Source organism: Pseudomonas sp. BJP69 (assembly GCF_007633355.1).
Classification (GTDB): Bacteria; Pseudomonadota; Gammaproteobacteria; order Pseudomonadales; family Pseudomonadaceae; genus Aquipseudomonas; species Aquipseudomonas juntendi.
On the sequence record NZ_CP041933.1, the window covers coordinates 2,054,401 to 2,073,682 of the forward strand.

18 protein-coding genes and 2 tRNA genes are annotated in these 19,282 nt (G+C 62.5%); 14 read left to right on the forward strand and 6 right to left on the reverse strand.

The window, feature by feature from the left end:
• Window positions 1-156 precede the first annotated feature (156 nt).
• The 4 genes from gorA (at window position 157) to FPB55_RS09450 (ending at window position 4,437) form a co-directional block, all read left to right on the forward strand.
• The gene (gene gorA, locus FPB55_RS09435; protein ID WP_009683181.1) at window positions 157-1,512 is read left to right on the forward strand and encodes a glutathione-disulfide reductase; all 1,356 of its coding nucleotides are present in this window, start codon (window positions 157-159) and stop codon (window positions 1,510-1,512) included.
• A gap of 180 nt (window positions 1,513-1,692) precedes the next feature.
• Window positions 1,693-2,256, forward strand: a complete 564-nt coding sequence (gene ahpC, locus FPB55_RS09440; protein WP_004375926.1) for an alkyl hydroperoxide reductase subunit C — start codon at window positions 1,693-1,695, stop codon at window positions 2,254-2,256.
• A 127-nt stretch (window positions 2,257-2,383) separates the two neighbouring features.
• Entirely contained in the window at window positions 2,384-3,961 is a 1,578-nt protein-coding gene (gene ahpF, locus FPB55_RS09445) for an alkyl hydroperoxide reductase subunit F (protein WP_009683180.1), read from the forward strand.
• A 287-nt stretch (window positions 3,962-4,248) separates the two neighbouring features.
• Window positions 4,249-4,437 carry a hypothetical protein gene (locus tag FPB55_RS09450; protein ID WP_029886312.1) on the forward strand — a complete coding sequence of 63 codons (189 nt, stop codon included), beginning with the start codon at window positions 4,249-4,251 and terminating at the stop codon, window positions 4,435-4,437.
• 4 nt (window positions 4,438-4,441) lie between these two features.
• On the opposite strand, the gene FPB55_RS09455 is transcribed toward FPB55_RS09450, so the two are convergent.
• The 3 genes from FPB55_RS09455 to nhaR all read right to left on the reverse strand — a co-directional run bounded on the left by FPB55_RS09455 (window position 4,442) and on the right by nhaR (window position 7,944).
• On the reverse strand, window positions 4,442-5,089 hold the full coding sequence (locus FPB55_RS09455; RefSeq protein ID WP_029886311.1) for a DUF480 domain-containing protein: 648 nt from the start codon (window positions 5,087-5,089) through the stop codon (window positions 4,442-4,444).
• Window positions 5,090-5,709: 620 nt separating this feature from the next.
• Window positions 5,710-6,921, reverse strand: coding sequence for a serine/threonine transporter SstT (sstT, locus tag FPB55_RS09460; protein WP_009682770.1), 1,212 nt, complete (start codon window positions 6,919-6,921; stop codon window positions 5,710-5,712).
• Between the two features lie 129 nt (window positions 6,922-7,050).
• A complete protein-coding gene (gene nhaR, locus FPB55_RS09465) occupies window positions 7,051-7,944 on the reverse strand; it encodes a transcriptional activator NhaR (RefSeq protein ID WP_009682771.1) in 894 nt (297 codons plus the stop codon).
• Window positions 7,945-8,077: 133 nt separating this feature from the next.
• On the opposite strand from nhaR, the gene FPB55_RS09470 reads away from it, so the two are divergent.
• A complete protein-coding gene (locus FPB55_RS09470; RefSeq protein WP_009682772.1) occupies window positions 8,078-8,317 on the forward strand; it encodes a hypothetical protein in 240 nt (79 codons plus the stop codon).
• A 28-nt stretch (window positions 8,318-8,345) separates the two neighbouring features.
• A complete protein-coding gene (locus tag FPB55_RS09475; protein ID WP_009682773.1) occupies window positions 8,346-9,098 on the forward strand; it encodes a TerC family protein in 753 nt (250 codons plus the stop codon).
• A gap of 52 nt (window positions 9,099-9,150) precedes the next feature.
• Here FPB55_RS09475 and FPB55_RS09480 read toward each other — a convergent pair whose 3' ends face one another.
• Complete coding sequence (locus tag FPB55_RS09480; protein WP_009682774.1) at window positions 9,151-9,330, reverse strand: hypothetical protein; 180 nt, start codon at window positions 9,328-9,330, stop codon at window positions 9,151-9,153.
• A gap of 166 nt (window positions 9,331-9,496) precedes the next feature.
• Here FPB55_RS09480 and FPB55_RS09485 point away from each other — a divergent pair, with 166 nt between their 5' ends.
• Complete coding sequence (locus tag FPB55_RS09485) at window positions 9,497-10,228, forward strand: peptidase C39 family protein (RefSeq protein WP_125855158.1); 732 nt, start codon at window positions 9,497-9,499, stop codon at window positions 10,226-10,228.
• Window positions 10,229-10,336: 108 nt separating this feature from the next.
• Here FPB55_RS09485 and FPB55_RS09490 read toward each other — a convergent pair whose 3' ends face one another.
• Window positions 10,337-11,620, reverse strand: a complete 1,284-nt coding sequence (locus FPB55_RS09490; RefSeq protein WP_009682777.1) for an FAD-binding oxidoreductase — start codon at window positions 11,618-11,620, stop codon at window positions 10,337-10,339.
• A gap of 201 nt (window positions 11,621-11,821) precedes the next feature.
• Here FPB55_RS09490 and FPB55_RS09495 point away from each other — a divergent pair.
• The 5 genes from FPB55_RS09495 (at window position 11,822) to FPB55_RS09515 (ending at window position 14,225) form a co-directional block, all read left to right on the forward strand.
• Window positions 11,822-11,898: transfer RNA gene (locus FPB55_RS09495), tRNA-Val, on the forward strand.
• Between the two features lie 155 nt (window positions 11,899-12,053).
• Window positions 12,054-12,130, forward strand: a tRNA-Val gene (locus FPB55_RS09500).
• A 132-nt stretch (window positions 12,131-12,262) separates the two neighbouring features.
• Window positions 12,263-12,832: an SPOR domain-containing protein gene (locus FPB55_RS09505; protein ID WP_029884966.1), complete on the forward strand. Its 570-nt coding sequence runs from the start codon at window positions 12,263-12,265 to the stop codon at window positions 12,830-12,832.
• Between the two features lie 97 nt (window positions 12,833-12,929).
• Complete coding sequence (locus FPB55_RS09510; RefSeq protein WP_125855157.1) at window positions 12,930-13,355, forward strand: HD domain-containing protein; 426 nt, start codon at window positions 12,930-12,932, stop codon at window positions 13,353-13,355.
• Window positions 13,356-13,442: 87 nt separating this feature from the next.
• Window positions 13,443-14,225 carry an EAL domain-containing protein gene (locus FPB55_RS09515; protein ID WP_009682780.1) on the forward strand — a complete coding sequence of 261 codons (783 nt, stop codon included), beginning with the start codon at window positions 13,443-13,445 and terminating at the stop codon, window positions 14,223-14,225.
• Window positions 14,226-14,304: 79 nt separating this feature from the next.
• Here the strand turns inward: FPB55_RS09515 and FPB55_RS09520 are convergent, their stop codons facing one another.
• Complete coding sequence (locus tag FPB55_RS09520) at window positions 14,305-14,547, reverse strand: DUF1654 domain-containing protein (RefSeq protein ID WP_009682781.1); 243 nt, start codon at window positions 14,545-14,547, stop codon at window positions 14,305-14,307.
• Between the two features lie 152 nt (window positions 14,548-14,699).
• On the opposite strand from FPB55_RS09520, the gene FPB55_RS09525 reads away from it, so the two are divergent.
• Both FPB55_RS09525 and FPB55_RS09530 read left to right on the forward strand, forming a co-directional pair.
• Window positions 14,700-16,808, forward strand: coding sequence for a TonB-dependent receptor (locus tag FPB55_RS09525; RefSeq protein ID WP_125855156.1), 2,109 nt, complete (start codon window positions 14,700-14,702; stop codon window positions 16,806-16,808).
• Window positions 16,809-16,915: 107 nt separating this feature from the next.
• Window positions 16,916-19,276 carry a DNA polymerase II gene (locus tag FPB55_RS09530; RefSeq protein WP_125855155.1) on the forward strand — a complete coding sequence of 787 codons (2,361 nt, stop codon included), beginning with the start codon at window positions 16,916-16,918 and terminating at the stop codon, window positions 19,274-19,276.
• Window positions 19,277-19,282 lie beyond the last annotated feature (6 nt).

The following is a 19,282-nucleotide window of genomic DNA, read 5'->3' on the forward strand; positions in this document are numbered from 1 at the left end:
ACTGGGGCCGCTGCGCGGCCCTTCGCGGGCAGGCCCGCTCCTACAGTTACCGCGCATGCCTTTGGCGTGCGCCCACCTGATGGGGCGGGTTTGCCACGAAGGGCTGCAAAGCGGCCTCAGTGCGTTATGCTGGGCGCCTGCTAGGAGAGAGAACACATGGCCTACGATTTTGATCTGTTCGTGATTGGCGCTGGCTCCGGCGGGGTGCGCGCTGCGCGCTTCGCCGCTGGTTTTGGTGCAAAAGTGGCAGTGGCTGAAAGCCGTTACCTGGGCGGCACCTGTGTCAACGTCGGCTGCGTGCCGAAAAAGCTGCTGGTCTACGGTGCGCATGTGGCCGATGAACTGGAACAGGCTGCCGGTTACGGCTGGTCCCTGGAAGAAGGGCACTTCGACTGGGGCACCCTGATTGCCAACAAGAACCGTGAGATCGAGCGCCTGAACGGCATCTACCGTAACCTGCTGGTGAACAGCGGGGTGACCCTGCTGCAGGGGCACGCGCGCCTGACCGGGGCCAATGAAGTGGAAGTGGAGGGCCAACGCTACAGTGCCAGGCACATCCTGATCGCCACCGGCGGCTGGCCGCAGGTGCCGGACATTCCAGGCAAGGAACTGGCAATCACCTCCAACGAAGCCTTCTACCTCAAGAGCCTGCCACGCCGGGTGCTGGTGGTCGGCGGTGGCTACATCGCGGTCGAGTTCGCCGGTATCTTCCAGGGCCTGGGGGCGGCTACTTCGTTGCTGTACCGTGGCGACCTGTTCCTGCGCGGTTTCGATGGTTCGGTACGTACCCACCTGAAGGAAGAGCTGGAAAAACGCGGCCTCGACCTGCAGTTCAATGCCGATATCCAGCGCATCGACAAGCTTGAAGACGGTAGCCTGAAGGCCACGCTCAAGGATGGTCGCGAGTTGCAGGCCGACTGCGTGTTCTATGCCACCGGCCGACGCCCGATGCTGGACAACCTGGGCCTGGAAAACACCGGCGTCGAGCTGGACGAGCGTGGCTATATCCGGGTCGATGAACAATACCAGACGACCGCGCCGTCGATCCTGGCCATTGGTGACGTGATTGGCCGGGTGCAACTGACCCCGGTGGCGCTGGCCGAAGGCATGGCGGTGGCACGGCGCCTGTTCAAGCCCGAGCAGTACCGCCCGGTGGACTACCAGAACATCCCCACAGCCGTGTTCAGCCAGCCGCCAATCGGTACCGTGGGGCTGACGGAAGAACAGGCGCTGGCGGCAGGGCACAAGGTGCAGATATTCGAAAGCCGCTTCCGCGCCATGAAACTGACCCTGACCGACATCCAGGAAAAGACCCTGATGAAGCTGGTGGTCGATGCCGACACCGACAAGGTGCTGGGCTGCCACATGGTCGGCCCTGATGCCGGCGAGATCATCCAGGGCCTGGGTATTGCTTTGAAGGCCGGTGCCACCAAGCAGCAATTCGACGAAACCATCGGTGTGCACCCGACGGCCGCCGAAGAGTTCGTCACCCTGCGTACGGCTAGCCGTTGATCTATGCGTTACGTTGAAGGGGCGGGGCAGCCCGCTCCTACAACCGAGTCTTCTATCAAGTACCTCTGGCTATAGCCAAAACCAATCACCAGCATGAGCTTTGCCAATGAGCCTTCAGCGGGATGATTAGTTAGGATTCTATCCATCAACTGATTCCAACCCCATGAAGGAGCGTCTCTCATGCCAATCATCAACAGCCAGGTCAAACCGTTCAACGCTACCGCCTACCACAAAGGCGAGTTCGTGCAGGTCAGCGAAGCCGACCTGAAAGGCAAGTGGTCCGTCGTGTTCTTCTACCCGGCCGACTTCACCTTCGTTTGCCCGACCGAGCTGGGTGACCTCGCCGACAATTACGCCGAGTTCCAGAAGCTGGGCGTGGAAATCTACGGCGTGTCCACCGACACCCACTTCACCCACAAAGCCTGGCACGACACGTCGGACACCATCGGCAAGATCCAGTACCCGCTGATCGGTGACCCAACCCACGTCATCTCGCGCAACTTCGACGTGCTGATCGAAGAAGCTGGCCTGGCTGATCGCGGTACCTTCGTGATCAACCCGGAAGGCCAGATCAAGATCGTCGAACTGAACGACGGTGGTGTAGGCCGCGATGCAGCTGAGCTGCTGCGCAAAGTGAAAGCTGCCCAGTACGTTGCTGCCCACCCAGGCGAAGTTTGCCCGGCCAAGTGGAAAGAAGGCGAAGCCACCCTGGCGCCATCGCTGGACCTGGTCGGCAAGATCTAAGGCCATGCGCGCAACAACGCGGGCGGTAGGCAGCCGCCAAAGCTGAACAAGCTACCGCCCCGTCAAACGCCCGGGCGACCTCGCCTGGGCGTTTTTGTATCCGAGTATTGAAGAAGGAATCGCCCGTATGTTGGACGCCACGCTTAAATCGCAACTGAAAACCTACCTGGAGCGGGTCACCCAGCCGATCGAGATCGTTGCCTCCCTCGACGACGGCGCGAAGTCCCGTGAATTGCATGACCTGCTGGTGGAGATCGCCAGCTTGTCCACACTCATTACCCTCAGCGCGGACGGCACCGATGCGCGTCGACCTTCGTTCTCGTTGAGCCGCCCGGGTGCTGGCGCCGATGGCAAAGGTATCAGCCTGCGCTTCGCCGGCATACCCATGGGCCACGAATTCACCTCGCTGGTGCTGGCACTGCTGCAAGTCGGCGGCCACCCTTCCAAGGCCAGTGCCGAAGTGATCGAACAGATCCAGGCATTGGAAGGCGAATTCACCTTCGAAACCTATTTCTCGCTGTCGTGCCAGAACTGCCCGGACGTGGTCCAGGCGTTGAACCTGATGGCCGTGCTCAACCCCAACGTGCGCCACGTGGCCATCGACGGCGCGCTGTTCCAGGCTGAAGTGGAAGCGCGCAAGATCATGGCAGTACCGAGCATCTACCTGAACGGTGAGTTGTTTGGCCAGGGGCGCATGGGCCTGGAGGAAATCCTCGGCAAGATCGACACCAGCGCCGGTGCGCGCCAGGCCGAGAAGATCAACGCCAAGGACGCTTTCGATGTGCTGGTTGTGGGCGGTGGCCCGGCTGGCGCGGCGGCTGCCATCTACGCAGCGCGCAAGGGCATTCGTACCGGCGTGGCTGCCGAGCGCTTCGGTGGCCAGGTACTCGACACCCTCGCCATCGAGAACTTCATCTCGGTGCAGGAAACCGAAGGGCCAAAACTGGCGACTGCACTCGAAGAGCACGTCAAGCAGTACGACGTCGACATCATGAACCTGCAGCGCGGCGAAGCATTGGTTCCGGCCACCGACGGCGGCTTGCATGAAGTGCGCCTGGCGGGCGGCGCATCGCTCAAGGCCAAGACCGTGATCCTGGCCACCGGTGCCCGCTGGCGTGAAATGAACGTGCCGGGTGAGCAGGAATACCGCGCGCGTGGCGTGGCTTACTGCCCGCACTGCGACGGCCCGTTGTTCAAAGGCAAGCGCGTGGCGGTGATTGGTGGTGGCAACTCGGGTGTCGAGGCCGCCATTGACCTGGCCGGTATTGTTGCCCAGGTGACGCTGATCGAATTCGACAGCCAACTGCGCGCCGACGCGGTGTTGCAGCGCAAGCTGCACAGTTTGCCTAACGTGAAAGTGATCACCAGTGCGCTGACTACCGAGGTGCTTGGCGACGGCGAGAAAGTCACTGGCCTGCGCTACAAGGATCGCGCCACGGACGAGCAGCATGAAGTCGCGCTGGAAGGCATCTTCGTGCAGATTGGCCTGTTGCCGAACACCGACTGGCTCAAAGGTACCGTCGAGCTGTCACCGCGCGGCGAGATCATTGTCGATGCCAAGGGCCAGACCAGCATTCCAGGGGTGTTCGCTGCGGGGGACGTGACCACCGTGCCGTACAAGCAGATCGTGATTGCGGTGGGTGAGGGGGCCAAGGCTTCGCTGGCGGCCTTCGACCACCTGATCCGGACCTCGGCACCGGCGTAAGCCTGGGCTGGCCCTGCCTTCGAAGGCGAAGCAACTGTCTTTCTCAAAATTTGAAAAGCCTGCGCGATTCACCTGTGGGAGCGGGCAAGCCCGCGAAGCAGGCGACGCGGTGTCTGGCACCGGCTGCGCCGGTGTTCGCGGGCATGCCCGCTCCCACAGGGCCTGCGCTGGGTTGGAGTTGCCGCCGTACTTGCAGGAGCGGCTCTAGCCGCGAAAAGGCCAGCACTCGCAAGGCATCAAACCCAGGCTGTCTATGCTTACGGCATCCACCCTCAGGAAGCCGTATCATGACGCTGATCAGCCGCGAACCCTGGTGGCTAGTCCCGCCCAAGCCCGGCCAGACGGAGCAGGACCTGCATTGGGGTTACCTGGAAATCTACGCCGACGGTCGCACCGTATTCGTCGACCAGCGCCCCAGCGACCGGGAGCTGGCCGAGCGCAAAAGCTGCCGCAACTTCCCCGACCCCGAGCCGTGACCGCCTAGCCTTCCAAGTCTGCCAGGCGCGCTTCCAGCGCTGCGATGCGGGCTTCAAGCGCTTCAATACGCTCCTCCGACACGCTGCTGCCACTGCTGCGCTGGCCGCCCTCCTGCTGACGTGCAGCAAGAATCGCCTCGATCTCCGCCGGGTCGCCCAACGCATGGGTATAACGGTCTTCGCGCTGGCCCGCCTGGCGTGGCAGGTGCAAGGCCAGGTCGCGCGAGATCAGGCGCTCCAGCTGGTGCTGGATCTGCTCGGTGTCGTCGAAATCATGCAGGCGGTTGCTGCGGGTCAGCAGTTCGTTGAGGGTCTGCGGGCCGCGCAGGAACATCAGGCCCATCAGCACCAGTTGCGCCGGTACCAGCTCCAGGGCCTTGTCCACCCGCTGCTCCCAGCGATCGGCGCGGCTGCCCATCTGCAGGCGGGTCATGCCCTGCGCTTCAAGGTTGCGCAAGGCCTGGCCGACCTGGCCTGGGGTAAGGTTCATGACGGGCTCGCGGCTGGTCTTCTGGTTGCAGGCCAGGACCAGGGCGTTGAGGGTCAGCGGGTAGCTCTCCGGGCTGGTGGCCTGCTTTTCAATCAACGCGCCGAGGACACGGATCTCGGTGCTGCTCAAGCGGCCTTCACCGGCGGTTTCGTATTCTGACATGGCCCTGTCTCATTACTGGGGAAAGGCCACTAGGGTAGGTAATGCCATCGTGTAAGGCAATTGCGGCTGCTGGTGAGAGCGGGTGAGCCGCCTCCGGCCAGCAGCCCGAAGAAAATCAGGCGCTACGCCGAATGCCGGTCAGTCAAGACGCGGGGATGCAGCCCATCGCCGGCAAGCCAGCTCCCACAGGGATCGCCTTAGGGCTGACAGGTGTTTGCCACAAGGTATGGCAGCGCCTGTGAGATCGAGCGCCGCCCGCGCGGCGCAATCGCGAGCTGCGCTCGCTCCTACGTTTGTTTCGGGCCAATTATTCCTGTGGGATTCGCGCGCGAACGCCTTGGTGCATGCCTCAATATCGCGCCGTACAAACAAGGCGGCCGCGCGCGCCTGTCACAGGCGTTACTGGCCCGAAACAAACGTAGGAGCGAGCGCAGCTCGCGATTGCGCCGCGCGGGCGGCGCTCGATCTCACAGGCGCTGAAGATGCTCCGGCTACCCTTGCCAGGAACCATAGAATCTCCCACAGGACCGCGCTAAGCTTGAGGTCTGCGTTGCTCCTGTGGGAGCCCGGCTTGCCGGCGATGGGCCGCAAAGCGGCCCCAATCGCTTGACTGACCGACATTAGACGCTACGCCGCTCTTCAGCCAGGCACGCCGCGGCCGTGAACAGCACATCGGTGGAGGAGTTCAGCGCGGTCTCCGCCGAATCCTGCAACACCCCGATGATGAAGCCCACCGCAACCACCTGCATGGCAATTTCGCTGGGGATGCCGAACAGGCTGCACGCCAGCGGAATCAGCAGCAGCGACCCCCCTGCCACGCCGGAGGCACCGCAGGCACAGACGGCTGCCACCACGCTGAGCAGCAACGCTGTCGGCAGGTCGACCGGGATACCCAGGGTATGCACTGCGGCCAGCGTCAGCACGGTGATGGTGATCGCCGCACCGGCCATGTTGATGGTGGCACCCAGCGGGATCGACACCGAATAGGTGTCTTCATGCAAGCCAAGGCGCTCTGACAGTGCCAGGTTGACCGGGATATTGGCCGCCGAACTACGGGTGAAGAACGCGGTGATGCCGCTTTCGCGCAGGCACAGCAAGGTCAGCGGGAACGGGTTGCGGCGGATTTTCCAGTACACGATCAGCGGGTTCATCACCAGCGCCACGAACAGCATGCTGCCGATCAGCACTGCCAGCAGGTGCAGGTAGCCGAGCAAGGCGTTCAGGCCGGATTGAGCCAAGGTCGCGCTGACCAGGCCGAAGATGCCCAGCGGGGCAAAGCGGATGACTACACGCACGATCAGGGTGACACCGTTGGACAGGTCCTCGACCACGGTGCGCGTGGTGTCGCCCGCATGGCGCAAGGCCACGCCCAGGCCCACGGCCCAGGTCAGCACGCCGATGAAATTGGCGTTGAGCAGGGCGTTGATCGGGTTGTCGACCGCGCTCAGCAACAGGTTCTGCAGTACCTCGGTAATGCCGCCCGGTGCGCTGAGCGTGGCTTCGCCGGTGCTGAGCACCAATGATGAGGGGAACAGCGTGCTGGCGATCACGGCCACCAATGCCGCGGCGAAAGTGCCCAGCAGGTAAAGCCACAGGATCGGGCGAATGTGGGTTTCCTGGCCATGCCGGTGGTTGGCGATCGAAGCCATGACCAGAATGAATACCAGTACAGGTGCCACTGCCTTGAGGGCACTGACGAAGACCTTGCCGAGGAAGGCCAGGTCGCCGGCCACGCTGGGGGCCAGCAGGGCCAGGGCGATACCGGCGAGCAAGCCGATGACGATCTGCGTCACCAGGCTGGTACGGTTGAGGAGGCGGAAAACAGAGGTCATGTGCAGCGTTATCTCGGATTCTGTAAAGGGCGGGACTTTAGCACAGAGCCTTGCCGAGCGGCCCGGCACGTTTCGCGGCCAGTGCCGCCCCGCAAGCGAATGCAGGCGAGGCCGTGCGAACCAGCCCGGTCACCAGTGGAACAGCTCTCGCCGTGCCCCCTCGGTAATCGCCACGATCCCCGGGTGCTTGACCTTGCGCTCCACCGAAATGGCATAGAACGACTCATGCACAGCCTCGGTCTGCCCGATCAGTTGCACGCCGTACTGTCGGCACACTTCCTCGGCGATCACACTGGGTGCAACGAAGATGCCGCTGCCCGACTGGCCGAAGGCCTGCATCAATGCGCTGTCATCGAACTCGCCGACAATGCGGGGCTGCACCTGCTGCTCGCCCAGCCACCGCAGCAAGCGGCTGCGCACCACGGTTTCCTGGCCGGGAATCAGCAGGGGGGCGTCCTGCAAGCAGGCAGGAAAGGCACCCGGGTAGCGCTTGGCCAATGCAGGGGTGGCAAAAAAACTCAGGCCGCATTCGCCAAGCTTCTGGCTGTAGCCCTTGATATCCAGGTTGTTCGGCATGGGGCTGTCGGAAATCACCAGGTCCAGGCGCTGGATGGCCAGGTCGCCGAGCAGCCGTTCGAGCTTGTCTTCGCGGCAATTGATGCGCAGCACGTCGTCCAGCTCCATGGTCGGGGCCAGCAGGCGATAGACGATGGACTTGGGTACCACATCGGCTACGCCCACGCGGAACAGGATCTGCTCCTGTGGCCCGGCACGCAGCATGGCCTCCAGTTCGCCACCAAGCTGGAACATCTGTTCGGCATAAGCCAGCGTCTGGCGGCCGGTTTCGGTCAGCTCCAGCTGCCGCCCCACGCGCTGGAACAACTCCAGGCCGTAGGTGTGTTCGAACAGGCTGATTTGCCCGCTGATGGTTTGCGGGGTCAGGTTCAGCTGTTCGCTGGCGCGGGCGATGCTGCCGGTCCTGGCCACTGCCCAGAAGTAGTGCAACTGGCGGTAGTTGAGCACGCTGTTTTCCCGATTCGTAAAACCCGAAGTATAACCGTTGAAAATACGAATTTTCCTGATGTATCGGCGTGTCTAGAATCCTTCGTTATCAGGCGCCTCGTGCGCTGCTGAAGTCACCACAAGCGAGGAACCCATGCTGCACTTGAAATCCATCGGCACGCCGCTGGTACTGGCCCTGGCGCTGTTTGCCCTGGCTGGTTGCGACCAGGCCGAGAAGTCCGCCCAGCAGATGCTCGACCAAGCTGCTCAATCGGCCAAGCAGGCCATCGACGACACCAACAAGGCCGCCCAGCGGGCGCTGAGCGAAGCCATTGGCAGTGAAGGGCAGAAGCCCGTGCAAGCTGAAAAGAACGAAAAAAGCCAGGAAATCTGACCCCAACCGCCGTTGCAGGATGTGAACAATGGAATATCTGCTGGAACTCGCCGCTAGCCCTACCGCCTGGATTGCCCTGGCTACGCTGGTGGCCATGGAAATCGTACTGGGCATCGACAACCTGATCTTCATCTCGATCCTGACCAACAAGTTGCCGGTGGCGTACCGTTCCAAGGCGCGACGCATTGGCATCAGCATGGCCCTGATCATGCGCCTGGCGTTGCTCAGCACGGTGGCCTGGATCGTCCAGCTGACCGACCCTGTATTCGAAGTGTTCGGCAATGCGTTCTCGTGGAAAGACATGATCCTGATTGCGGGTGGCCTGTTCCTGTTGTGGAAGGCTACCAAGGAAATTCACGAAAACGTCGACCCGCACGGTGCCAAGGAAGAGGCCAAGGTGGGCTCCACGGTGACCTTGGGCTTCGCTGCGGCGATCTTCCAGATCCTGCTGCTGGATATCGTGTTCTCGGTAGACAGCATCATCACCGCCGTGGGCATGACCGAGCACCTGCCGATCATGATCATCGCCGTCATCACTGCCGTGATCGTGATGATGGTCGCGGCCGACCCACTGGCCAACTTCATCAACGACAACCCGACAGTCGTGATGCTGGCCCTGGGCTTCCTGATCATGATCGGTATGACGCTGATTGCCGAAGGGTTTGGTGCCCATGTGCCCAAAGGCTACGTGTACGCTGCGATGGCGTTCTCCACCGCGATCGAGATCCTCAACATTCTCGCACGCAGGGCGCGGCTCAAGCGTGAGGCAGCTGAGCATTGACGGTGGGCAGCGGGGCGCTTTGCGCCCCGTTTGGCTGCTGAATGCTGCACGGTCAGTGCACGCCCGCAGGCCGCCGTGCTCGCTGTACGTGCCGGGTTTTGGCCGGCACCTGCGGCGGTTGTTGATTGGGCTGTGCATGACGCCGCACGATACGTAGTACACCCCATAGCATGGCGGCTGCGACGCTCAGCCACATGCCGACCAGCATGAGGATTGCCAGGGTCAGGCTCATCTGTGCCTCCATCGCTGCGGCAAACGCCAGATTGACCGGCGTTTGCGTTCCAGACACTGATTTAGTCTAGCCTTTCGCCTGGGACGTTCCATCGAACAAAGGTCTATCTCTGAGTCCGATTCGCTCCAAGCCGCTGTCGGACTATACCCGCGCCGTCGTCGGACCTATGATCAGTGGCCAGAGCTGGGCGCTGCCTGCCTGGCGTTGGAACAAGCGAGTGTCCATGCAGCAATCCTCCTTCAAGAGCGCCCGGCGGCTGCTGTCGGCCTTCATCGTGGCAGCCAGCCTGGCGGGCTGTGCCAGCGCGCCGCCCGCCAATCTCAAAGGCCTGCCGCAACGGGTCGAAATCAGCAGCGTGCCGTTCTACCGGGGCAACGCCAACCATAGCGGCGCCATGGCCCTGGCAGCAGTGTTGTCGCAACAGGGGGCACCGATTACCCCGGGGCTGCTGGACAAGCCCCTGAACCTGCCACAGGGTGCCGACGCACTGGGTACCGCCATCCCTAGCGTGGCGCGGGATTACGGCATGGTGGTGTACCGCCTGGACAAGCAACTGGATGCGCTGTTGACCCAAGTGGCGGCGGGCAACCCGGTACTCTTGCGCTACGAAGACGGTTCCGCCTGGTGGGGCGAGCCGCGCTATGCGGTGCTGATCGGTTATGACCGCTACAAGCAGCGGGTACTGCTGCGCTCGGGCATGCACCGCCGGCACATGATGGCATTCGACGCGTTCGCTTCGGCGTGGGCCGAGCAGGGCAGTTGGGCAGTGCTGGTGCAGCCGCCACGGCAATTGCCGGCTGAAGTGGATAGGCAGCGCTGGTTGCAGGCGGCGGAAGAGTTGTCGCGGGCGGGGCAGGAAATCGCGGCGAAGCAGGCGGTGAACAGCCTGAACAAATGATCGTTCCCATCATGGCCTTTTCGCAGGCAGACCCGACCCTCCACGGAGCGTGTGCGCACCGCACAGCCCCATGGAGGAGCGGGTCCCGCCCCGAGGAGGCCCGCTACATCAGAAGCCCAGGCGGTCGCGCAGGCTGTAGTACCAGGCACCGATAGCGCTGAACGGCACGCGCAGCATCTGGCCGCCTGGGAACGGGTAGTGCGGCAGGCCGGCGAAAGCGTCGAAACGCTCGGCCTGGCCGCGCAGGGCTTCGGCCAGCACCTTGCCCGCCAGGTGGGTATAGGTCACGCCGTGGCCCGAGCACCCCTGGGAGTAATAGATGTTGTCGCCGATGCGACCTACCTGTGGCAGGCGCGACAGGGTCAGCAGGAAGTTGCCGGTCCAGGCGTAGTCGATTTTCACGTTCTTCAGTTGCGGGAAGGCCTTGAGCATCTTCGGGCGGATGATTGCTTCGATGTTGGCCGGGTCACGTGCGCCGTACACCACGCCACCGCCGAAGATCAGGCGCTTGTCGCTGGTCAGGCGGTAATAGTCGAGCAGGTAGTTGCAATCTTCCACGCAGTAGTCCTGCGGCAGCAGGGTGCGCGCCAGCTCTTCGCCCAGGGGTTCGGTGGTGATCACCTGGGTGCCGCATGGCATGGATTTGGCGGCCAGCTCTGGCACCAGGTTGCCCAGGTAGGCGTTGCCAGCGACGATGATGAATTTGGCGCGGACCTTGCCTTGTGGGGTATGCACCACAGGGTTGGCGCCGCGCTCGATGCGCACGGCCGGGGTTTGCTCATAGATGATGCCGCCCAGCGACTCGACCGCTGCAGCTTCGCCCAGGGCCAGGTTCAGCGGGTGGATGTGACCGCCGCTCATGTCGAGCATGCCGCCGACGTAGCTGTCGCAGGCCACGACCTCGCGGATGCGCTTCTGGTCCATCAGTTCCAGCTGGTTGTGGCCGAAACGCTCCCAAAGGCGCTTTTGCGATTCCAGGTGGCCCATCTGCTTGCTGGTGAGCGCGGCGAAAACGCCGCCGTCCTTCAGGTCGCACTGGATGTTGTACTTGGCCACGCGCTCGCGAATGATACGCCCGCCCTCGAAGGCCATGTGGCCCAGCAGCTGGGCCTGTTTAGGGCCCACAGTGCGTTCGATCACGTCGATGTCGCGGCTGTAGCTGTTGACGATCTGGCCACCGTTGCGGCCCGAGGCACCGAAGCCGACCTTGGCGGCTTCGACGATGCTCACCTTGAAGCCGTTCTCCAGCAGGAACAGGGCGCTGGACAGGCCGGTGTAGCCGGCGCCGATGATGCATACATCGGTTTCCACCTCACCCTGCAGCGCCGGACGTGGCGGCACCGGGTTGGCCGAGGCGGCGTAGTAGGACTGGGGGTAGGGGGTGTTAGCCATGCTGCAGGAACCTCGTGTTTTATATTTTTAACGAATGTAGCGATGCTATCAATAATAATAAACACCCGCTAGTCGTCTGTTGAAAATCCCTCACACAGTCGCAAGCGACCCTTCTCTATAAAGAGGTTTAGATTCAGTAGCTTAGCGCGAAAAAAAGTGTTGACAGGCTTTTCCAATTGCGTAGAATGCGCACCACACGACAGGCACATAGCTCAGTTGGTTAGAGCACCACCTTGACATGGTGGGGGTCGTTGGTTCGAGTCCAATTGTGCCTACCAAATCGAAGAAGGGGTGATCCGCAAGGGTCACCCCTTTTTTCATTGGTTTTTCCGGCGGTTGGCTGCAACACCGGGAAACTGCGAAAGTTTTTGATTTTTCTGAAAAAAACGCTTTACAGGCGCGCACTTGATCACTAAGATGCGCACCACACGACAGGCACATAGCTCAGTTGGTTAGAGCACCACCTTGACATGGTGGGGGTCGTTGGTTCGAGTCCAATTGTGCCTACCAAATTCCAGAAAGGGCGATCAGCAATGATCGCCCTTTTTGCATGTGCGCGTGAAGCAGCCTGTAACCTTTGGTCACGCTTCGGCCAGCGCGCAGCATGCTAGAATCCGCCCCTTCGAAACGGGAGGTACATGCGTGCGTAAACTGGCTGTAGTAATGGCAGTGCTCGCCCTGGCGGGCTGTGAGAACGAGGTCGAGGGCGTGCACAAGCAGGTGGCTGAACACTTGCACAACCCCAAAACGGCCAAGTTCGGCAACGTGCGGATCGACACCCAGGGCACCATCTGCGGCCAGGTCCGTGGCAAGGACGATGCCGGGCAGTACGAGGCCTACCGCAGCTACGTGGCGTTCAAGCGCGATGGCCAGTACGACATTATCGTGGACGAGACCGGCAACAACCTGCGTATCCGCGAACTGTGCGGCGGTGCCGACCTGCAGCGTCGCGCCGAAGCGCTGGCCGACCAGCCGGCACCCGAAGGCTGGGATGTGGAGGTGGTGCAGGGCGCCAACATGGGCGCGCTCAGCGACATGACGGCCCGCCTGATCGAAAAGGGCATCCCGTCGTCGGTGGAATACCGCGATGGCAAGCCGGTGGTGCTGATGGGGCCGTTCCCTACTCGCGAAGAGGCGCAGGCCCGCCGCGACGAAGTCATGGCCAAATTGGGCACCGACTCGGTGGTCATCCAGCACGGCGCAGCGCGCTGACCTGCGCGGCCAACCCGCTCCCAAGGCGCATGATAGGCACCTTGCGCACAGTATTGGCTATGCTTGGGTAGGGAGAGGCTGAAATGGGGGGCGCCTGATGTCGACACTGGAGCGGGCCATAGCCGTGGCCGCCAGGGCGCATGAAGGGCAATACGACAAGGGTGGGGCGGCGTATATCCTTCACCCTTTACGTGTGATGCTGCGGGTTGCCACACCGGAACAGCGCATTGTTGCGGTGCTCCACGATGTGATCGAGGATACCCCGCTGACCCTCTCCGACCTGGCGCGGGAGGACTTCGCGCTGAAAATTCTCGCAGCCCTGCTGGCGCTCAGCCGGCGTGAAGGCGAAGCTTATCAGGACTTTGTCGTGCGCCTGGGCGACGACCCGCTGGCGCGCACGGTCAAACTGGCTGACCTGGCCGACAACAGTGACCTTTCGCGTATTCCCTGCCCAGGCCCTGCCGACCTGGCGCGGCTGGCGCGCTATCGCGAGGCCAGCGCTTACCTGCAGGCACTTCGTTAGTTCAGCCGCAAGCCTTGAGGTTGACTTGGCATAAGATGCAGATTCAAGCATTCTGAACCGCCATACTCCGTGACCTCGACATAGCCCATGAGCAAGCCAGTGTTCCCCCAGCCCTTTCTAGCGATTGGCTGCTCCCAATGTCGTGACCTCGCTAGCCTGGGTTTCGACATTACCATGGCGTTCCAGCCCATAATCCATGTGCCTTCAGGCAGGCCGTTCGCCTACGAGGCACTGGTTCGCGGTGTGAACGGTGAAAGCGCTGCGCAAATTTTGGCCAAGGTAACTCCCGACAACCTGTACCGCTTTGATCAGGCCTGCCGCGTGAAGGCCATCGAGCAAGCGGCTGGTCTGGGCTTGGGGCGCCAGAAAGACTGTAAATTGAGCATCAATTTTCTGCCCAATGCCGTCTACCGTGCCAGCACCTGCATCCGGGCTACCTTGGAGGCCACAGTCACATTCGACTTCCCCGCCAATCTGCTGATGTTCGAAGTGACCGAAGGCGAGCGGATCGAGGACACCGAGCACTTGAAGTCGATCTTCAAGGAGTACGAGCGACAGGGCTTCACCACTGCAATAGATGATTTTGGCTCGGGTTACTCAGGGCTGAATCTGCTCGCAGAATTTCAGCCGGCTGTGCTCAAGCTGGATATGGCTCTCACTCGGGGAGTCAACCAGGATGTGGTTCGCCAAGCCATCGTCGCCGGTATCGTATTGGTGGCCGAGCGGTTGGGCATTACGCTGATTGCCGAGGGGATCGAGACTGACGAAGAGTGCCAAGCACTGGCGGCGCTGGGAATTGATTTGATGCAAGGGTATCTATTCGCTCGGCCGCAGGTGAATGGTTTGCCGTTGTTTGAGCGGCTGTCTTGACCTTGACCTGATGGTGCTCCCCTGGGCGGCACAGCAGGCGCAGGCCGGTAGCAGCGAAAAGCGCAGCGCTCATGCCTGGTCAGTCTTCCTTCGGCACCGTCCAGAAAATCTGCACGCCGCCATCGTCACGGTGGGCAAGGGTGACGTTGTCGTTCTCGGCAATTTCCCCGAGCAGGGTTTCCCAGTCGTCCGGGCTTTCCTGTTCCAGGCGGAAGATCAGCGCGGCGCGGCTGCGTTGGGCGGTGGGGCTGTTGATTATCTTCTGGATGCGAACACCCAGCTGAACGTAGCTGCTTGGGGTGGCGGAGGCGGTGCTGGACACAGGAATATCCTTGTTGTGCTGTATGTGCGTACAGTATTTCAGCGTAAGCAATTTCGCAACAGCTTGTCAGGGAAAATCCGGCGAGGCTGGCCAGAGGGTTCGCACTGTCGGTGCGGGTCTGGTGTAATGGCGGCCATTTTCGGAAGCTGCGCATGTATCGATTTCTTTCTCGTTTTCCTACCTCTACAGGCCTGGTCCTGCTGATTGCCGGCGACTTTGGTGCGCTTGACGATGCCTGGGCCGATGCCCCCACCGCCGTGGTGATCGAGCCGCTGGTGGTGAGCGGTGCCTACCTGCCCACCCGTACGTTCGACCTGCCGTTCTCGGTCGATACTATCGACTTGTCCCGTGGCACTGACGGCCAGTTGGGCGTCAACCTGTCGGAAGTGCTGGGCAAGGTGCCAGGGCTGGTGGTGCAGAACCGCCAAAACTACGCCCAGGACCTGCAGGTTTCTTCGCGAGGCTACGGCGCCCGCTCGGCCTTCGGGGTGCGGGGCATCAAGCTGATCAGCGATGGGATCCCGGCCAGTACTCCCGACGGTCAAGGGCAAGCGGCCACGCTCAACCTGGATGTGGCCGAGCGCATCGAGGTGTTGCGCGGCCCGGCCGCCACCCTGTACGGCAGCAACGCCGGTGGGGTTATCCAGATGTTCAGCCGCGACGGCCAGGGCCCTGCCCAGATAGGTGCCGAAACCACCTTCGGCAGCGACGGTTTCAACAAGAACCACCTGAGCGCCGAGGGCGGTAACGACACGGCCGGTTTCCTGCTGGATGCGTCGCGCATGGACACCGACGGCTACCGTGACCACAGCGCGGCGCGCCGTGACCAGACCTTCGCCAAGGTCCATTTCAAGCCGGATAGCGAATCGCGCCTGGCACTGATCTACAGCAGCCTGGAACAGAACGGCACCCAGGACCCTCTGGGGCAGACCTGGGAAGCCTACAAGCACGACCCGCGCTCCAGCGCGGCAGTGGCGCAAACCTATGACACGCGCAAGAGCATCGACCACCAGCAGTTGGGCATGAACTATGAGCGCTACGTAGGTGACGCCACGTTGCAGCTGAACCTGTACGCCGGGCAGCGCCGGGTGGTGCAGTACCTGTCCATTCCCAAGACGGTGGTCTCGAACAGCCAGCGCGGGGGTGGCGTGGTCGACTTCGATCGGCAGTTCCAGGGCGGTACGCTGCGCTGGATCCAGCCGGTTGCCCAGGTGCCCGGCAATCTCACCCTGACCCTTGGCGCCGATTACGACCAGAGCAAGGATGACCGCCGTGGCTACCAGAACTTCAGCGCTGACCAGTTGGGTGTGAAAGGCGAGTTGCGACGTGACGAGCAGGACACCGCCACCAGCCTGGACCCTTACCTTCAGGCGCACTGGGAAATCGGTAACTGGACCAGCGAGCTGGGCTTGCGCTACAGCAGCATGAACATGCGCGTCGATGACCATTACCTGGCCAACGGTGACGCCAGCGGCTCCAAACGGTATCAGCAAGCCACCCCTTCGCTGTCTGTGATGTACGCCTTCACCCCTGATTTGCGTGGTTACGTGAGTGTCGGCAAAGGCTTCGAAACCCCCACGCAGGCCGAGATGGCCTATGCACCGGGAGCGGACGAACGCTTCAACTTCGGGCTCGAGCCTGCCACCAGCATGCAGTATGAAACGGGCCTGAAGTACCGGCTGAGCGAGCGCACGCGGCTGGACGCCGCCGTCTACCAGATCCAGACCGAAGACGAAATTGTCGTGGACCGTGCGACGGACGGCCGAACCAGCTATCGCAATGCCGGGCGTACCCTTCGGCGTGGCTTCGAGGCCCGCCTGCAGCAGGATTGGAACGACCAGTGGCAGGCCACTGTGGTGTACACCCGCACCGACGCGCGCTATGCCGAAAACGTCAGCCAGGCCATCGCACGTGGCAACCGCCTGCCAGGTGTGCCCCAGGACAACCTGTATGGCGAGGTGCTGTGGAAGCCGGTGGCGGCGGTCAGCATGGGCCTGGAAGGGCAGTACCGCAGCAAGGTGTATGTCGACGACAGCAACGCTGCCAAGGCGGCGCCGGCCTATGCCGTGTTCAATTGGCGTACGCGCTTCGAGCAGCATGTCGGCCCGTGGACATTCCACCAGCTGGTGCGCTTGGACAACCTGTTCGACCGGCAATATGTAGGGTCGGTGATCGTCGGCGACAGCAATGGGCGTTACTACGAGGCCGCGCCTGGGCGCTCATGGTACGCGGGGGCGGGTTTGGCGTACCGGTTCCAGTGACGGGCTACAAGGGGCCGGGTGGCGCCTGCAGCGGCTGCCCAGCCACCGCTGGCAGTGCCGGTAGCGATAGAATCAGCACCTGATCATACGCTTCAGAGGGAGATGCGGTGGAATTGCAGCAGGGCTTCGTCCTGACCCGGCATTGGCATGACACGCCCGAAGGGACCTGCGTGGAATTCTGGCTGGCTACCGATCAGGGGCCCCGGCAATTACGCCTTGCCCCTCAGGACTCGGTGGCTTTCATCCCGCTGGCGCAGGCTGAACATGCCCGGGTGTTGTTGGCCAAAGAGCCAGGTGTACAGCTCAAGCTCTTGCAGTTGAAGGACTTCGAGCAGCGCCCGGTCATGGGGCTGTATTGCCGCCAGCACCGGCAGCTGATGCAACTGGAGCAACGCCTGCGCAACGCCGGCATCGACGTTTTCGAAGCCGACATTCGCCCGCCCGAACGCTACCTGATGGAGCGCTTCATCACCGCCCCCGTGCAGTTCACTGGCAAGCCTGATGCACAGGGCGTGCTCTGCGAAGCTCAGCTCAGGCCGCTGGCAGGTTACCGCCCACCGCTGCGCCTGGTGTCGCTGGACATCGAAACCAGCGAGCGTGGGGAGTTGTACAGCATTGCCCTGGAGGGCTGTGGCCAGCGTCAGGTGTACATGCTTGGCAAACCCAACGGCGACCCGGCGGGGGTGGACTTCGATCTGCACTACTGCGCCGACCGCGCCGAGCTGCTGGTGTGCCTGAACCAGTGGATGGCGCTGCACGACCCCGACGCGATTATTGGCTGGAACCTGATCCAGTTCGACCTGCGCGTGCTGCATGAGCACGCCAAGGCGTTGCAGGTAGCGCTGGCCTTGGGGCGCAGAGGCGCAGCCATGACCTTGCGAAGCCAGGGCGGCGGTGGCCACGTATTCGCCGACGCCCCGGGGCGCTTGTTGATCGATGGCATCGAGGCGCTGCGCTCGGCCACCTGGAGTTTCCCATCGTTCAGCCTCGAAAACGTCGCCCAGACGCTGCTCGGCGAAGGCAAAGCCATCGACACACCCTACCAGCGCATGGACGAAATCAACCGGCGCTTCGCCGAAGACAAACCGGCCCTGGCGCGGTACAACCTGAAGGACTGTGAGCTGGTGACGCGGATCTTCGCCCACACCCGCCTGCTCGAGTTCCTGCTGGAACGCTCATCGGTTACCGGCCTGGCGGTGGACCGCAGCGGCGGGTCGGTCGCCGCGTTTTGCCACTTGTACATTCCGCATATGCACCGCCTGGGGTACGTGGCGCCCAACCTGGGCAGCCGGCCGGACGAAGCCAGCCCCGGCGGCTTCGTCATGGACTCGCGCCCAGGTTTGTACGACTCGGTACTGGTCCTGGATTACAAAAGCCTGTACCCCTCGATCATTCGCACCTTCCTGATCGATCCGGTGGGCCTGGTGGAAGGTTTGCACCGTCCTGACGATGAGCACTCGGTGGAGGGTTTCCGTGGCGGGCGCTTTTCCCGCAGCCAGCATTGCCTGCCGGCCATCGTCGAGCGTGTGTGGCAGGGCAGGGAGGCGGCCAAACGCGAGGGTAACTCGCCGTTGTCCCAGGCACTGAAGATCATCATGAACGCGTTCTACGGTGTGCTGGGTTCCAGCGGTTGCCGCTTCTTCGACCCCCGGCTGGCCTCGTCCATCACCTTGCGTGGGCACCAGATCATGCACCAGACCCGGGCGCTGATCGAGGCCCGGGGTTTCGACGTGATCTATGGCGATACCGACTCCACCTTCGTCTGGCTCAAGGGTGCCCATGCCGAGGAAGACGCGGTGCGCATCGGTCGCGAGCTGGTGGCCGAGGTCAACCAGTGGTGGCAAACGCACCTGCGCGAAAGCATGGACCTGGATTGCGCCCTCGAGCTTCAGTTCGAGGTGCATTACCGGCGTTTCCTGATGCCCACCATCCGTGGTACCGACGAGGGCAGCAAGAAACGCTACGCCGGGCTCAGGCAGCGGGCTGATGGCACAGAAGAAATGGTGTTCAAGGGCCTGGAATCGGTGCGCACCGACTGGTCACCGCTGGCCCGGCAGTTTCAGCAGGAACTCTACGCACGCGTGTTTCGTGGTGAGCCGTACCGTGATTACCTGTGTGACTATGTACAGCGCACGCTGGCGGGTGAGAACGACGAGCTGCTGGTCTATCGCAAGCGCTTGCGGCGACCCCTGGCCGACTATCAGCGCAATGTCCCGCCCCATGTGCGTGCCGCACGCCTGGCCGACGACTACAACAAGCGCCTGGGCCGCCCGCTGCAATACCAGCGCGGCGGCTGGATCAGCTATGTGATCACCACCGCAGGCCCAGAGCCGCTGGAAAACCTGCAAGCCCCCATCGACCATGATCATTACATCAGCCGGCAGTTGCAGCCGGTGGCTGATGCCATCCTGCCTTTTGTCGGCGACGACTTCGCGCGGCTGATCGACCATCAACTGCTGCTGTTCTGAACGGGT

What these genes read in the sequence shown, in the direction of transcription:
- FPB55_RS09515 (WP_009682780.1), top strand. Translation starts at nt 13,443, where the DNA reads ATGAGCAAGCCAGTGTTCCCCCAGCCCTTTCTAGCGATTGGCTGCTCC.
- ahpF (WP_009683180.1), top strand. Translation starts at nt 2,384, where the DNA reads ATGTTGGACGCCACGCTTAAATCGCAACTGAAAACCTACCTGGAGCGG.
- FPB55_RS09475 (WP_009682773.1), top strand. Translation starts at nt 8,346, where the DNA reads ATGGAATATCTGCTGGAACTCGCCGCTAGCCCTACCGCCTGGATTGCC.
- FPB55_RS09510 (WP_125855157.1), top strand. Translation starts at nt 12,930, where the DNA reads ATGTCGACACTGGAGCGGGCCATAGCCGTGGCCGCCAGGGCGCATGAA.
- FPB55_RS09485 (WP_125855158.1), top strand. Translation starts at nt 9,497, where the DNA reads ATGATCAGTGGCCAGAGCTGGGCGCTGCCTGCCTGGCGTTGGAACAAG.
- FPB55_RS09490 (WP_009682777.1), bottom strand. Translation starts at nt 11,620, where the DNA reads ATGGCTAACACCCCCTACCCCCAGTCCTACTACGCCGCCTCGGCCAAC.
- FPB55_RS09455 (WP_029886311.1), bottom strand. Translation starts at nt 5,089, where the DNA reads ATGTCAGAATACGAAACCGCCGGTGAAGGCCGCTTGAGCAGCACCGAG.
- ahpC (WP_004375926.1), top strand. Translation starts at nt 1,693, where the DNA reads ATGCCAATCATCAACAGCCAGGTCAAACCGTTCAACGCTACCGCCTAC.
- sstT (WP_009682770.1), bottom strand. Translation starts at nt 6,921, where the DNA reads ATGACCTCTGTTTTCCGCCTCCTCAACCGTACCAGCCTGGTGACGCAG.
- FPB55_RS09525 (WP_125855156.1), top strand. Translation starts at nt 14,700, where the DNA reads ATGTATCGATTTCTTTCTCGTTTTCCTACCTCTACAGGCCTGGTCCTG.
- FPB55_RS09450 (WP_029886312.1), top strand. Translation starts at nt 4,249, where the DNA reads ATGACGCTGATCAGCCGCGAACCCTGGTGGCTAGTCCCGCCCAAGCCC.
- FPB55_RS09470 (WP_009682772.1), top strand. Translation starts at nt 8,078, where the DNA reads ATGCTGCACTTGAAATCCATCGGCACGCCGCTGGTACTGGCCCTGGCG.
- FPB55_RS09480 (WP_009682774.1), bottom strand. Translation starts at nt 9,330, where the DNA reads ATGAGCCTGACCCTGGCAATCCTCATGCTGGTCGGCATGTGGCTGAGC.
- gorA (WP_009683181.1), top strand. Translation starts at nt 157, where the DNA reads ATGGCCTACGATTTTGATCTGTTCGTGATTGGCGCTGGCTCCGGCGGG.